A 14,699-nucleotide genomic window follows, 5' to 3' on the forward strand; every position below is an offset into this window, starting at 1 on the left:
AAAATTTTGTCTTAAAAAATATTACTTAAGAAAATATAGCTGATTGCTGACATAGCTGCCGCTGCTGGAAGGGTAATAATCCATGCCAAACCAATAGGCTTCATCAGTGCCCAGTTGGTGTCTCTATTGACGATACCGATGCCAAGTACCGCGCCAACTAAGGTATGCGTACTCGATACCGGCAGCCCCATGGTTGAAGCGCCCATCACCACAGCAGCAGCAGCCAATTCCGCTGAGAAGCCAGAAGCGGGATGCATTTTTGCCAGATTGGTACCAACGGTTTGAATAACTTCTTTACCGATAAACCAAAGACCAACGATTAGCGCCACACCAAAGGTCAACATAACTGCAGGTGGTACTGCCGCTTCAGTAGCAATGCTATTGGTACGGATAACGTCCATAATCGCCGCAAAAGGACCGACGGCGTTGGCGATATCGTTTGAGCCGTGACTAAAGGCAAAGGCTGATGCGGTAAAGACTTGCATCCAGCTAAACATTATAAACGTCGCTTTGGTCAAATCTTCCTTATGCTTACCGCGGATACTCTTGGTATAGATATAGGTCGCAAGCCATACTAGCGCTGCAATCATGCCCATGATTAAAAAGCCTTGCAGCGTCGTCATGCCATTATTGACATTCTTTAAGCCTTTAAAGATAACCAGAGAGGCCATGACCGCGCCGCCAGCAGCCGCAATAATAGGTACCCATTGCTTTAATGCTTTTAGCGTATCGAGGTTGCTGCGCTCGTTTTCAATTTCATAAAGCTGTTTGTAATAATCGGTTTCTAAATCTTCAATGTCGCAATCATCATCTTTATAGATTTCCTGATCACGTAACATCGCTGAGGTATAAGCCAGTTGTTCTGATTCGGTCAGACCATCCAGATACTCTTTGTGATTTTGCTTTAAGGTTTTTTTATCACCTTTTAGCGTCGCAATGTGCGCTTCTGTTCTATCATTATACTCAATGATATTTTTCTTAATCTGTCCGTATAAAAGGTAAGAAAAAACGCCGCCGAGTAATGGTGATATGACCCAAGAGATAGCAATCGTGCCAATGGTGCCCCAATTGACAGTCGACAATGCCATCTCGGTACCACCCAACGTGATTCCAAGAACAATAGAGCTACCAACAATACCGCCGATAATGGCGTGAGTGGTTGACACTGGCAGACCTTTTTTGGTCGCAAATAATAGCCAGAATGCCGCAGCAATGAGCGCTGACAGCATGACATAAATAAACTGGTTGGGCGTGACCGACAGACCATCTAGGTCGACAATACCGCTACGGATGGTATCGGTGACTTCACCGCCTGCCAACACCGCGCCCGACACTTCAAATATCGCTGCGATACCCAAGGCTTGCGGAATGGTCAACGTCCCCGCACCCACTGAGGTACCAAAGGAGTTAGCGACGTCATTACCGCCGATATTGAATGCCATGAAAATACCAAAAGCAGTGGCGACAATAAATAGCATCGTCTGCTGATGCATTGTGTAATCTAGACCCCACCATAAAAAGTAAGCGGTCATCCCAATCATTAACATGGCAAAAAATAGATTGATTCTCATAGAACCGACTGCTTTGGTTGGTCCTGTAGAACTGCTGCTAATACCCATACGTTGATACGTCCTGCGTAAGCTGATTGAAATTATATGTGATTGATGACATTGCGGCGCTATGGATATGAACGGTGTTGTTTTCACCACCCAATATTATGATAGCGTGTACGCAACTTGTTTTTGAAATACTGTTTTTTGAACTTGTTTATTGAAGTACTTTTTAAACCACTGCTTTGAAAATTGGTTTGAATAACTAGCCTGCAATACCTTATTGATCCATCACTCAGACGATTTCGTCTGTTTACCATTATTTTCTACTCATACCTAGCACTAATATCTAGCTTAGTTTGCTTGTGATAAAAATATCAGGTAAAAAAACCATCACACAAAATGCCATAAAGCCGCAAGTAGTATTGCCAAATCGTCCGATTACAGCAGCTTGCGGCTTAGGTTTTTATAGTGATAGCGTTGGTTATGACAAATATGTGAGTAATGATTAAAGCATTTATATGACAAATACAGTATCCGACTGCTGAGCTATTTTGTAGAAAGCAGAATTTATAATGTGCCTATTATATTAAATATAGACACAGAATGCATGATGATATTGCGAGATTTGTAACTGTGAATGTAAGCGCGATAAAACCTATCAATTTAGTGAAAATTTGTTGTTATATTTTATAATTTGGCTGAGCCAAAATATAATCAATTCTCAAACTTTTTAATCAGTTATCAGACAGTGCTAAAAATAGCTGCTCAATGGCATGGTCTAATACATCTAGGCGCGCTTGCCGCTTTTCATTGGTGGCGATGACACACCAAGGGGCATCCTCTGTATTTGTACGTGCCAGCATATCAGCTGCCGATTGCACATAATCTGCCCAGTTATCACGATTACGCCAATCATCATCGGTCAATTTAAATTGCTTATGCGGGGTCTCTTCACGCGCCTCAAAACGCTTAAGCTGCTCTTTCTTATCGATGGCAAGCCAGTATTTTATAACTATCGTGCCAGCTGCTACCAAATCCGCCTCAAAGCGATTGATCTCATCATAAGCGCGCTGCCATTCTTCATCAGTCGCAAAACCCTCAATACGTTCGACCAATACGCGCCCATACCACGTACGGTCAAAGATAGCGATACGGCTGATACGATCGATCTGCTCATTGGGCAGTTTGGTCCAAAATCGCCATAGATAAGGGTGTTGTAATTCATACAGCATCGGTGCGCCAATATTATAAATCTGATACTCGCGTGGGTCGAGCGGCGCAACCAGTCTTTTAATAGCGCCACCCTTGCCAGCCGCATCCATACCTTCAAAGGCAAAGACCACATGCCTACCCTTGCGCGCACGTAGCAACTCAGCAAGGCGCGCTTGTTTATCGGCAAGCGCTTCATGGTACTCAGACTTATCTATCTCGGTATCATCGATATTTATCAAAGTTTTAGGGACTTTTACTGGCTCGAATTTTTTAACATTTTCTAGCTGTTCGCTTTCCTCTATGCGACTGCTTGCTAACGCTGTTTGCATCGCTTGCAACACTTGATGACAAAAATGCATGGCTGCTTGTGATTTGTCATCACCATCGATAATAATCCAATCTCCCTGCTGGCGTAATAGCGCCGTTGCCACTTCATTAAAAGTTTCGACGACCTTTTTGTTTTTCCAATCAATTTGATATAAAAATTCTGGATCAGCCTTGTCGTCATTTAGCCGCGCCTGCAAGGTTTCGATTTCGACATGAAACCAGCATTTAAGCAGCTTGGTTTGATTAGCAGCAAGGTCTTGTTCAAAGGCTTGTAACTTAGTCAGCGCTTGTTTTAAATAGTCTTGCCATTGGCCAATAGGCAAGGCTTTATCTTTCAGCTGCTCATTATTCTTCTCATCACTTTCTTTATGTTCCTTAGCTTCATTATCTAGCGTTGCCATACGCATGACGTTATAGAGCAAATCAGCATACCAGTTGCCAAAATAAACCATGACATCGCCATGACGCGGCAGCGCCTTGGTATGCGCCTGCCAAATCGGCTGATGCTCTAAGGGACAATCACCAATGGTTGCCTCGACTTTCAATAAACGCGGGTCGACCCATTGCCGCAGCTGGGTGACGGCTGTGCCCTTGCCTGCTTGCTCCATACCGTTGACCAGCACCAATAACCCTGTTGGTTTATTCATAGTTGGCGGTGTTTGCTGCCGCGTGGCACGCAGAGCAAACTGTGCGGTGACCAATGCCAATCGCAGCGTATCTTTGTCCATAGAAAAGAGATTTAACGGATTGGGCGTTAAGCGCTGCTCGATGACTTGCTTACTAAATTGGTCACTCACGGCTTGTGGCGCTTGGTCCTCAGTCGTATCATTTTTTTTGCTCATGTCCATACTCGCTTTATTATTAGATAATTTTTTATACAGGTCTTATTTATAGTTTTATAAGCTGTCTTATTTATACAGTTAATCATAGCATTGCGTAAATTCAGTAAATAACCCTGCTATGTAACAGTTTGGCATTTGTATTCTGCGGTATTTTCTTTTAAGGTGAACAAAATCTTGCGAGCATGCTTTAATAGCTGCCTATAAGTATAAAATTTAGTACCATCTCACCCCTTTTACCATCAATTTGATTGATTGTTATTTTTACTTTTTATAGGATTACCTGCCATGACTGCTTTAGCCAATTTACAACAGCACTTAAACCGTTTTTGGGCGCTGCCACACCATGAAGATGCTGCCTTAAATACGAAACTTAAAGAAGTGCAAGCATGGCAACAAGCGCGTATTAAGCGTACGCACAGCGTGCTATTTGAACAACCAAAAAACCAATTAATGGCAGATTATTTCTTAACCCAGCTGTATGGTGGTGATGAATTTAAAGTATTGGCAGAGCAATTAGGACGTATCCTTCCTAAAGCCAAAAAACTTGAGCGCCTCGCCAAAGAGTCTTCTTTAGAAGCCGGTAGTATGGGCATTCAAGCATCTATCTTGGCCATTGAGCTTGATTTGCATTTGGCCGAGTGGTTGGTTGCTCAAGATTTAGCGGTTAATGAAGAGAATATGCTTGCCGCCTACCGCGCTGTTGATGAGGCAGATGAGCGCCGTGTGCAAATTAACAACCTAAAAGAAGTCTGCTATCGTACCGATAAAGATCTGAATTCCTTTATGCTCAAAAAAGCCTTTGCAATGGCGAAAGGCGCCGCGTATCGCTATAACTTCCAACCGCTTTACGACTTTATTGATGCAGGCTTTAAAGCCATGAAACCGCTAAAAAGCGTCAGCAGCTTTATCGAACCATTTTGTGAGCGTGAGCTTGAGATTATTGACGAAGTTCACAACACGGATAATGGCGGTAAGGCAGCAACGTTTGGTGTATGATAGGGTCAAATAATGCACGTGGCTCACGGCGCTGTTACTGATTAAACTATACTTAGATAATGATTCAACAATGCTCAAGTGAGGCTTAAACAGCGCTAAAATACGCCATCATAAAAACGAATATTAGGATAATCGTATGACTGACAACTCAAATAACAATGCTGCAACTGATGCGACTTCTCATGGTCACCTGCAAGATAAATTGGTCAAAGACAGTATCGCCAACAATCAAAATATCACCGCGCAAGTAAAAGCGCGTCAAAACCATGTTTCTAATACGACGCTTAATGAAAATGCCGCAGTCGATAACAACAATAATAATGACTTCACCCAAGTGCAAGATTTACCAACTGGAACCCCACAAGGTCAACAAACGACTATGCCAAACCATACCACTAACGCTAACGCCACATTAAACAACAGCGCCAACCCTACTTCTGCGCAAGCACAAACCGCCAAACAAACGCTATTTAACCAGCGTGATGACATCAAAAACCCGCATACGCCTGATACTGATGGTAATGAGCAAACGCATTTTGGTTATAAGACGGTTAATAAAGCTGAAAAGCAAGCGCGCGTTGCTGATGTCTTTACCTCAGTCGCCAAAAAATACGACATTATGAATGACTTAATGTCATTTGGTATTCATCGTTTATGGAAGCGTTATGCGATTAGCTTATCAGGTGTACGCGCCGGTCAGCATGTGCTTGATATCGCTGGTGGTACAGGCGATTTGGCTAAAGTATTCAGCCGTGAAGTCGGTCGCAATGGTCATGTGGTGTTATCAGACATCAACGCGGCGATGCTAGAAGTCGGTCGTGAGCGCTTAATCAATGCTGGCTCTAATAATGTTGATTTTGTCTTAGCAAACGCTGAAACATTGGCGCCATTCGATGATGAAAGCTTTGATTTAGTGACTATCAGCTTTGGTCTGCGTAATGTCACAGACAAAGACGCAGCCCTAAAATCTATGTATCGCGTGCTAAAGCCAGGCGGCCGTTTACTGATTTTAGAATTCTCAAAACCTGTCTTTGAGCCTTTATCAAAAGCCTATGATTTGTATTCATTTACTGCTTTGCCAATTATGGGCAAGCTGATTGCCAATGATGCAGAAAGCTATCAATACTTGGCAGAATCGATTCGTATGCATCCTGATCAGCAGACACTTAAACAGATGATGCAACAAGCTGGCTTTGAAAATTGTGATTATCATAACTTGACTGCTGGTATCGTCGCGGTCCATCGCGGCTTTAAAGCATAAACACGCTTGTTTATGCTTAATGTCTAGTGATAAAAGCTGGCTATACAAGCTTATTCATAATGTAAAAACGTCTGTCATTAGGCAGGCGTTTGATAATCGGCATAACAGCCAATTTTGAAATATGCGCCACGCTTATGGCGCTCAACCAAACATGCGAGAGCCTTATGCTGACTGTATTACTTTTGGCGGGTGCCGAAAAGCTGATTAATATCGCCATTGCCAGTGATGAGATTACCAAAGCTGGGCTGGCACCGCTTGCGGGCAAAGTGCTGCGTCTAAATATGGGCGCGCCTGAAGTGAATTTGGACGTCTTATTTACCGATGAGCGTTTGCGCTTTGAGCCGGTCATGACTGAGAGTGTGTTTGAACCAAGCGGCAATATGAATGAGCGCCAAAAAGCCAGTCTAGAGCGTGCGCGTCTTGGCCATAGTCGTCCAGACTGCATCATTACCGTTGATAATCCTGCCCAACTGCTCAACCTGATGCGCGGCACAGAAGGCAACTTGCCTATCGCAGGTGATTACAAAGTGCTGATGCAACTTAAACAACTGGTCGCAGGTTTTGACCCTGATGTCGCTGGACAGCTTGAGCCCTTTATTGGTAAACCGATGGCCAGCCAACTGCATCTTCTCATCTCACAGCTAAAAGGCAGCTGGCGTCATAGTGCTAAACGCGCCTTTAATGATGTCAGCGACTGGGCCAATGATGTAGCCGGTAATGTTGCTCCTGACCCGATGGAAGCTGCCGAAGTCAATGATTTAAAGCAGCAGTTATTAAAACTGCGTGCTGACATTGAGCGAGAAGAAGCTAAGCTTGCTGCTATCAAAGATGAGCAAGCACGTTTAAGCAATAATAGATAATAATACGTAGATGCTACGATTGTTTAAACGCTCTTTATAAACACATACCGTTATAAAAAATACAACATTTAGCCTATTTTCGAATTTTTAGAGTACCTATATCCCATGCTATTATCCCATCGCGCCCGCTTGCTTGAACTTTGGCGTATTGCCGCCGCTTATCGCATTGATACCCATTTGTCTGTCGAAGAAGCGCCGCAGCTGCAACCTTTAGCGCGTTTAATTCGCTTGCATCCAGCTGCTTGGGGTAAAAAACATCAGCCCAATGCCATAAAGTATGCGCTTGAAGATATGGGTACGTTATTTTTAAAACTGGGTCAATTGCTCTCGACGCGCCGCGATTTGGTGCCGCCTGAGATTATCGAACAACTGGTGCAGCTGCAAGATAAGGTCAAGCCTTTCGACTCTGACGTTGCCATTGCCCAAATTCAAGACCCGAAATATGGTTTGGGTCAATCTATCGCCACGCTATTTGCTCGCTTTGACGTTAAACCGTTAGCAGCAGCCTCTATCGCTCAAGTACATACGGCGGCTCTACATGATGGGCGTGAAGTGGTGGTAAAGGTCGTTCGCCCTGATATACGCACCACCATCGTTGCAGACTTTGAGCTACTGCGTGAGCTTGCCAATTGGGCATCGGCGCGTATCGAAGCGGCGCGTGCCATCCATATCGTTGATATTGTCGAAGACTATCGCCAAGTCATGCTTAATGAATTGGATTTAACGTTAGAGGCGGACAATACCACCCAAATGCGTAATAACTTCTTGGGTTCAGCACTGATGTATGTGCCTGAAGTTTATGATGCGGCCAAAAACGTCATGGTCATGGAGCGTATTCAAGGCGTTCCTATCTCGCAAGTTGAGGTGTTTGATAAGCTTGGTTATGACCGGGCGGCACTGGCAAAAAAAGGCTTAACGATATTTTTTACCCAAGTATTCCGCGATAATTTCTTTCATGCTGATATGCATCCGGGTAATGTCTTTGTAGAAACGCCGCCGGTTAAGACGCTCACTGCAAATATGGTAGCGGTTGACTTGGGTCATGAGCCGCGCTATATCGGCCTTGATTGCGCCATTATGGGTACGCTATCAAAAGACGACCAGCTTATTGTCGCGCGCATGCTTTTGGCGGTGATGAATAACAACTTTACGGCGATGGTTGATATCGTTAGCCGTGCTGGTTGGATACCGCCCAATACCGATAAGCATGCTTTAATGCGTGATATGAAACGCACTGTCGGTCCGATGCTACAAAAATCCATTAATGATATCGACTTTGCTGGTGTCTTGATGCAGATTTTAGATATTGCCCGTCGCCATCATATGAGTATTCCGCCACAATTAATGCTGCTACTCAAAACCTTAGTGCATGTCGAAGGACTTGGTCGTGATTTATATCCTGACCTTGATATCTGGTCACTTGCTAAGCCCATTTTAAGCGGCTGGATTAAAGAGCAGCTCGATCCGATGCGTAACTTGCAACACTTACGCCAGCAGTTGCCAGAGATTTTATTATCAACGACTGATATTCCTAAGCTGCTAGACCAAGGTCTACAAAGCCTTGCTTCTCAAGGGTCGCGCCAAGACAGTCAGCTACGAGAAATACAACAAATACGCGCTGATATGCTTAATGATCGTCGCCGTGATTGGCTAGCGCTGTCAGGTTTTGCCGTGTTTATTGCCATCGCCACACAAGTCGGTTGGTTTGCGCCTATCTTTTATTTATTGGCTATGATTGTCGTTATTTGGCGGGTTCTAGCTTAGATTGCTGATTTTTTAATGGCTGTGAATACTCATTAATAGTTATAAAAGTTAAATTTTAATCTAATAAGCTCTAATTCATTTTAATTGTCCTTTAACGGCAATCAAAATGAATTAGAGCTTAACTTTTTATCTTATCTGACACCTTGTTTGGTCAGTTAAAATACGTCTTATATGGAGAATTTACCTATGTCGACCATATCATCTACATCACCTTCCAAGCCTCATGATTCAGTCAAACCAAATCATAGTGATGCTATTGCCGCTTTGCAAACACGCTTTGGCAAACAACTGAGCACCAATACCACAATACGTGAGCAGCATGGTCATACCATGACGTGGCTTGCCAATCAGCCACCCGACGCGGTATTGACAGTACAAGATAAACACGAGGTTGCTGCTGCGGTTGAGATTTGCAATCAGTATCAGATGCCAGTGATTGCCTTTGGTATTGGTTCATCCTTAGAAGGTCAATTAAATGCGCCTTATGGCGGGCTGTGTATCGATATGCATGCGATGGATTCGATATTACAGGTTAATAATGAAGATTTGACCGTTACCGTACAACCTGGAGTCACACGTGAGCAACTTAACCATTATTTACGTGATACCGGCTTGTTCTTTCCCATAGACCCCGGTGCCAATGCCAGTATCGGCGGTATGGTCGCTACTCGCGCCTCAGGCACTAATGCTGTCCGCTATGGCACCATGAAAGATGTGGTACTTGCACTTGAAGTCGTTACCGCAAGTGGAGAGATTGTCCGCACCGGCACCCGTGCTAAAAAGTCTGCTGCTGGTTATGATTTGACGCGATTGATGATCGGTTCAGAAGGCACGCTTGGTATCGTCACCGAGGTTACGCTTAAACTATTTGGTATCAGTGAGTGTATTGGCAGTGGTATCTGCCACTTCCCAACGATTGAAGATGCTTGTCAGGCGGTAATGTTGACCATTCAAATGTGCTTGCCCATTGCCCGTATTGAGCTGCTCGATGCCATGCAAATCAAAGCCTGTAATCAATACGCCAACCTCAATCTCACTGAAACGCCTACGCTATTTGTAGAGTTTCATGGCACAGAAGCCAGCGTCGCTGAACAAGCTCAAATCTTTACCGATATCATCGAAGAATTCGGCGGTACGGATTTTGCTTGGGATACCAATGAAGCTGAGCGTAAACGTCTGTGGCAAGCACGGCATAATGCCTATCATGCCAGCTCAGCTCTCAGACCTGAAGCCAGTGCTTTATCCACCGATGCCTGCGTGCCCATTTCACGCTTGGCAGAATGCGTCAGTGAGACAGCAAAAGATATCGAAGCATCTGGCATGATTGGACCTATCGTCGGTCACGTAGGCGATGGTAATTTTCATGTCCTCTTATTGGTCGATACCAACAATCCTGAAGAAGTCGCCACAGCTGACGGTATCATCAGCCGCCTTGCCAACCGTGCGATTGAGATGGATGGCACTTGTACCGGTGAGCATGGTATTGGACAAGGCAAACAAAAATATATGCAGCAAGAGCACGGTAATGCCTTAGTGCTGATGCAAGCCATTAAGTCAGCGCTTGACCCCAAAAACATTTTAAATCCCGGCAAGATATGGCCTGAAACATTACCGATTATTTAATAAGCTTATAAGAATAAGTATAAAAAAGCGCCTACCTTTAATTGATAGATTAAAGGTAGGCGCTTTTTAGTTTTAATATGGTTCATTTATTTTGAAGCAAATGCGAGGCTGCAGGTATGAATTTTTCAAAGCCTCTGGAGTGCAAAGCACACAGCAAGCGAGAAAAATTTATACCTGCACAATGCTATTAAAGATATACCTCGTGCGTTTTGAATTGACTATTCTATAACATCTGATCAATCGCCATTTGCGTCAATACCCGACCACGAGCGGTTCGCAGTACATAGCCTTGCTGAATCAAATACGGCTCAATCACATCCTCTAACGTACCGCGATCCTCAGCCATGGCTGCTGCTACTGCTTCAACCCCTGCTGGACCACCATCAAAACGCTCTTGCAATATTTCGATATAACGTCTGTCTAAATGATCAAGCCCACGTCTATCTACGGCCAGCATATCGAGCGCACTACCGGCTATCGCGCCATTGATACTACCGTCGCCCCTCACTTGCGCATAATCACGCACACGGCGTAATAATCGATTGGCAATCCTTGGCGTACCACGCGCACGGCGAGCAATTTCTACCGCACCATCTTCACTCATCGGTACCCGCATCAAACGCGCGGCACGGCTAACAATCGTCGTCAAATCAGCAATATTATAAAACTCTAAGCGCTGCACAATCCCAAAACGATCACGTAATGGCGAGGTCAATAGCCCTGCTCGCGTGGTTGCTGCGACCAAAGTAAACGGCGGTAAATCAAGCTTGATAGAACGCGCTGCAGGCCCTTCACCAATCATAATATCGAGCTGAAAATCCTCCATTGCAGGATAAAGGATTTCTTCAATAACAGAGCTCAAGCGATGAATTTCATCGATAAAGAGTACATCACCTTCTTCTAAATTGGTCAGCATGGCGGCTAAATCACCTGGACGCTCAAGCACTGGCCCTGACGTTGAGCGCAGATTGCCGCCCATCTCACGAGCAATGATATTGGCAAGGGTTGTCTTCCCTAAGCCCGGTGGACCAAAGATAAGTGTATGATCCAACGGCTCGTTACGGCCTCTGGCAGCGCTAATAAACACTTCCATCTGCTCACGCACCACCGGCTGACCGATATATTCAGCCAATAATGCCGGTCGAATATTGGAATCAGGCGCATCACCTGCCCCTTCTAACGGATTAATCAAACGATCTTGCATCATAGGTTTTATCATTATATTAAAAAGGTGAAATAATACCGTTGCCAAAAATTTGACTAGCTTTTAATAGCTAGGAAAGCGAGTGCCAGTACTACATCTAAGAGACTAAACGAGATTGACGAAGCTAATCATATTTTTTGGGATTGGTATAAACAGCATAACCAAACGCTACGTATAAGTCATGCAAAACATCATAAAGCAGCTAGTCAAAGAAACACAGCCTAAAACGAAAATAAGCGACAATGAATGTCGCTTATCTATTGAAGACTTATTTATACTATAGAATAACGCGCTCACATTACTTAAAAACCAGATAGCTGTTGCAAGGTGGCTTTTAGCAAGCTTTGCGTATCTGCAAAGGTAGCGCCATTACTCTTAGCGGCTTTAATCGCTTGCTGCGCCTCTCTTTCTTTATAACCCAAGCTAATTAACGCGCCTTCCACCTCAGCGATGATACTGCCTTCAGCAGAAATGGGCGCAGGCTGAATCGCAAACTCTAAATTACTACTATCAACCTCGATATTTTTTAGCTTGTCTTTTAGCTCAATTAATAAGCGCTGCGCTGTCTTTTTACCGATACCAGGAATCCGCGTCAATGCCGCCTCTGATTCTTGCTCGACGTGCATTTTTAGCTCAGCAGCTGACATCGCAGACAGCATAGCCAATGCCATTTTTGCCCCAACACCATTGATTTTAATCAATTGACGAAAGACATCGCGCTCTTTACGATCGATAAAGCCATAAAGCAGCTGCGCATCTTCGCGCACATGAAAATGCGTCCAAATGCTCGCCTGCTCATTAAGACGCAACTGGCAAAACGACGGTAGCGGCAGCTCTATATCGTAGCCTACGCCAGAGGTGGTCATGACACAGGCAGTCGGCGCCATCAAATATTGCACCTGTCCGCTAACCAATCCAATCATCATTCATCACCTTTTATAGAACCGACGTACAGTACATAAGTACAAAGCTTAAATATAGAAGCTGCGCTAAAAATAAGCCACGCTGCTATGATTAAATGAGCATATCTTGTTGGCAACGCTTATTTATAAAAATCGACCATACCTTCAAGGCTGATTGGGCGAACCTTATGTGCTTGACCAGCAGAACCAAAAGCTTCAAAGCGATTGGTACAGATATCTGACATCGCAACCATAGAGGCTTTAAAGTATTTACGTGGATCAAATTCGCTTGGATTTTCTGCAAGGAATTTACGGATAGCGCCCGTTGATGCCAAACGTAAATCGGTATCGATATTTACCTTACGCACACCATGCTTAATTGCTTCGACGATTTGCTCAACCGGTACACCATAAGTCTCGCCAATGTTACCGCCGTTTTCATTGATGACTTTTAGCCACTCTTGCGGTACTGACGACGAGCCATGCATAACCAAATGGGTGTGCGGGATACGGGCATGAATCTCTTTTACGCGCTCAATTGATAAGATATCGCCTGTCGGTGGACGGGTAAATTTATACGCACCATGACTGGTACCGATAGCGATGGCTAACGCATCCACATTGGTATCTTTAACAAACTGCTCGGCTTCATCAGCACTGGTCAATAGTTGCTCATGATCTAAGATTCCTTCTGCACCAGACCCGTCCTCTTCGCCTGCCATTCCTGTCTCAAGACTGCCCAAGCAACCGATTTCGCCTTCGACAGAGACACCACATGCGTGTGCCATTTTGACCACTTCGCGGGTTACGCTGGCATTATAATCATAGTCCATTGGCGTTTTGCCATCTTCACCAAGCGAGCCATCCATCATTACTGACGAGAAGCCCTGCTGAATTGAGCGCTGGCAGATAGCAGGTGACATACCATGATCTTGATGCATCACTACAGGAATATGCGGCCACTCTTCAATCGCAGCAATAATCAGATGACGTAAAAACGCAGAACCTGCATAACTACGGGCGCCGGCACTGGCTTGAACGATGACAGGTGAGTCACAGGCGTCGGCCGCCATCATGATTGCACGCATCTGCTCTAAGTTATTGACGTTAAAGGCAGGAACACCGTAGCTGTGCTCGGCGGCATGATCTAGAAGTTGACGTAACGATATTAAAGCCATAAGACGCTCTCTGATTAAATTTTGAATATGATATTAAGAAATCATTCTTAAAAATACGATGTTGCAACAATTGCCCTAAAATCCTAGCCTTATATAGCCAGACCAGCGAAAAACTGGTGTTTTTTTATCGTAATTATTACGCCGTGATTATAGCAAAAATTGTCACCGCTTCGTAGCGCTTAGCCGACTATTTATTTCTTTGCTTAATTTATAAAAAATACGGTCGGTTTTTATCAATCTATTTGGTAAAACTTATCGCATATACAGGTCTATTAAAAATACGTATAAAACCAAATACCTTATGTCTTTGATTTGGCTGTGCTAGATGAATGTTTTAAATACAAAAAAGCCTTGGCTATTACCAAAGCTTTTTAAATATTTTGAGGGCTTATAAAGCAATTAGTATTTATAACCAATGCTTAAAATTACTAATTAGTACTGTTGCTCTGCTTCTACTGCGTTTTCACTGGCTTTATCTTCAACAGCAGCTGCGCCATCGGCAACCACTCCAGCAGTAGCAGACACGGCTTCATTTGCGCCTACCACAACCGCTTCGCCAGTATTTGCTAATGCATCAGTCGCAGCAGCACCGGCAGTTTCAGCGCCTTCGGCAACTTCAGCACCGGCGTTTTGAGCAGCAACTTCAGCTTCAGCAGCTGCGGCTTCTGTTTCAGCAGCGGCAGCATCAGCGTTAGCAGCAGTATCTTCAGCAGCAGAATCAGTAGCAGCTGCCGTTTTATCTTGTGTTTCTTGGCTACATGCAGTGATTGCAAAAGTACCAGCAAGTACGCTAGCAAGTAATAAATGACGTTTTAACATAATAAACCTCTCGTAAATAAAGCATGTCAAATACATGATTTGCGCTATTTTATAGAGTGCAAATTAGACATGCAATAACAATTTTCAGTATAGAAACAAATAATTACCACTTAATAATAATCAGTGACCACTTTTACTTATTGCTTTCATATTGACAG

The 14,699-nt window shown here is 44.1% G+C and carries 12 protein-coding genes; 6 read left to right on the forward strand and 6 right to left on the reverse strand.

The window, feature by feature from the left end:
* Window positions 1-11: 11 nt before the first annotated feature.
* The gene (locus QJS82_RS08205; protein ID WP_281490151.1) at window positions 12-1,619 is read right to left on the reverse strand and encodes an inorganic phosphate transporter; all 1,608 of its coding nucleotides are present in this window, start codon (window positions 1,617-1,619) and stop codon (window positions 12-14) included.
* Between the two features lie 296 nt (window positions 1,620-1,915).
* Between QJS82_RS08205 and QJS82_RS08210 the strand changes: the two genes are divergently transcribed.
* Complete coding sequence (locus QJS82_RS08210; protein WP_201628795.1) at window positions 1,916-2,062, forward strand: hypothetical protein; 147 nt, start codon at window positions 1,916-1,918, stop codon at window positions 2,060-2,062.
* A gap of 225 nt (window positions 2,063-2,287) precedes the next feature.
* Here the strand turns inward: QJS82_RS08210 and QJS82_RS08215 are convergent, their stop codons facing one another.
* Complete coding sequence (locus QJS82_RS08215) at window positions 2,288-3,934, reverse strand: ATPase (RefSeq protein ID WP_281490152.1); 1,647 nt, start codon at window positions 3,932-3,934, stop codon at window positions 2,288-2,290.
* A gap of 285 nt (window positions 3,935-4,219) precedes the next feature.
* Here QJS82_RS08215 and QJS82_RS08220 point away from each other — a divergent pair, with 285 nt between their 5' ends.
* From QJS82_RS08220 to QJS82_RS08240, 5 genes are all read left to right on the forward strand, one after another.
* The gene (locus QJS82_RS08220) at window positions 4,220-4,930 is read left to right on the forward strand and encodes an FFLEELY motif protein (RefSeq protein ID WP_281490153.1); all 711 of its coding nucleotides are present in this window, start codon (window positions 4,220-4,222) and stop codon (window positions 4,928-4,930) included.
* 136 nt (window positions 4,931-5,066) lie between these two features.
* Window positions 5,067-6,191 carry a bifunctional demethylmenaquinone methyltransferase/2-methoxy-6-polyprenyl-1,4-benzoquinol methylase UbiE gene (gene ubiE, locus QJS82_RS08225; RefSeq protein WP_281490154.1) on the forward strand — a complete coding sequence of 375 codons (1,125 nt, stop codon included), beginning with the start codon at window positions 5,067-5,069 and terminating at the stop codon, window positions 6,189-6,191.
* Between the two features lie 164 nt (window positions 6,192-6,355).
* Window positions 6,356-7,051, forward strand: coding sequence for a ubiquinone biosynthesis accessory factor UbiJ (locus tag QJS82_RS08230; RefSeq protein ID WP_281490155.1), 696 nt, complete (start codon window positions 6,356-6,358; stop codon window positions 7,049-7,051).
* 105 nt (window positions 7,052-7,156) lie between these two features.
* Window positions 7,157-8,815: an ABC1 kinase family protein gene (locus QJS82_RS08235; RefSeq protein WP_281490156.1), complete on the forward strand. Its 1,659-nt coding sequence runs from the start codon at window positions 7,157-7,159 to the stop codon at window positions 8,813-8,815.
* Between the two features lie 186 nt (window positions 8,816-9,001).
* Window positions 9,002-10,438, forward strand: a complete 1,437-nt coding sequence (locus QJS82_RS08240) for an FAD-binding oxidoreductase (protein ID WP_281490157.1) — start codon at window positions 9,002-9,004, stop codon at window positions 10,436-10,438.
* Window positions 10,439-10,661: 223 nt separating this feature from the next.
* On the opposite strand, the gene ruvB is transcribed toward QJS82_RS08240, so the two are convergent.
* The 4 genes from ruvB to QJS82_RS08260 form a co-directional block, all read right to left on the reverse strand.
* Complete coding sequence (ruvB, locus tag QJS82_RS08245) at window positions 10,662-11,642, reverse strand: Holliday junction branch migration DNA helicase RuvB (protein ID WP_201563046.1); 981 nt, start codon at window positions 11,640-11,642, stop codon at window positions 10,662-10,664.
* A gap of 302 nt (window positions 11,643-11,944) precedes the next feature.
* Window positions 11,945-12,565: a Holliday junction branch migration protein RuvA gene (gene ruvA / locus QJS82_RS08250; RefSeq protein ID WP_281491698.1), complete on the reverse strand. Its 621-nt coding sequence runs from the start codon at window positions 12,563-12,565 to the stop codon at window positions 11,945-11,947.
* Window positions 12,566-12,684: 119 nt separating this feature from the next.
* Window positions 12,685-13,722 (reverse strand): class II fructose-bisphosphate aldolase, encoded by a 1,038-nt coding sequence (fba, locus tag QJS82_RS08255; RefSeq protein WP_281490158.1) that lies wholly within the window; start codon window positions 13,720-13,722, stop codon window positions 12,685-12,687.
* Between the two features lie 432 nt (window positions 13,723-14,154).
* Window positions 14,155-14,541: a hypothetical protein gene (locus QJS82_RS08260; RefSeq protein WP_281490159.1), complete on the reverse strand. Its 387-nt coding sequence runs from the start codon at window positions 14,539-14,541 to the stop codon at window positions 14,155-14,157.
* Between the last annotated feature and the right edge of the window lie 158 nt (window positions 14,542-14,699).

The sequence above is a fragment of the Psychrobacter maritimus genome (assembly GCF_029953575.1).
In the GTDB taxonomy this organism is placed as follows: Bacteria; Pseudomonadota; Gammaproteobacteria; order Pseudomonadales; family Moraxellaceae; genus Psychrobacter; species Psychrobacter maritimus.

Bases quoted from the DNA above. Each gene is read 5' to 3' on its own strand.
- ruvB (WP_201563046.1), bottom strand. From the start codon at position 11,642: ATGCAAGATCGTTTGATTAATCCGTTAGAAGGGGCAGGTGATGCGCCT.
- QJS82_RS08205 (WP_281490151.1), bottom strand. From the start codon at position 1,619: ATGGGTATTAGCAGCAGTTCTACAGGACCAACCAAAGCAGTCGGTTCT.
- ubiE (WP_281490154.1), top strand. From the start codon at position 5,067: ATGACTGACAACTCAAATAACAATGCTGCAACTGATGCGACTTCTCAT.
- QJS82_RS08230 (WP_281490155.1), top strand. From the start codon at position 6,356: ATGCTGACTGTATTACTTTTGGCGGGTGCCGAAAAGCTGATTAATATC.
- fba (WP_281490158.1), bottom strand. From the start codon at position 13,722: ATGGCTTTAATATCGTTACGTCAACTTCTAGATCATGCCGCCGAGCAC.
- QJS82_RS08240 (WP_281490157.1), top strand. From the start codon at position 9,002: ATGTCGACCATATCATCTACATCACCTTCCAAGCCTCATGATTCAGTC.
- QJS82_RS08220 (WP_281490153.1), top strand. From the start codon at position 4,220: ATGACTGCTTTAGCCAATTTACAACAGCACTTAAACCGTTTTTGGGCG.
- QJS82_RS08260 (WP_281490159.1), bottom strand. From the start codon at position 14,541: ATGTTAAAACGTCATTTATTACTTGCTAGCGTACTTGCTGGTACTTTT.
- QJS82_RS08215 (WP_281490152.1), bottom strand. From the start codon at position 3,934: ATGAGCAAAAAAAATGATACGACTGAGGACCAAGCGCCACAAGCCGTG.
- QJS82_RS08235 (WP_281490156.1), top strand. From the start codon at position 7,157: ATGCTATTATCCCATCGCGCCCGCTTGCTTGAACTTTGGCGTATTGCC.
- ruvA (WP_281491698.1), bottom strand. From the start codon at position 12,565: ATGATTGGATTGGTTAGCGGACAGGTGCAATATTTGATGGCGCCGACT.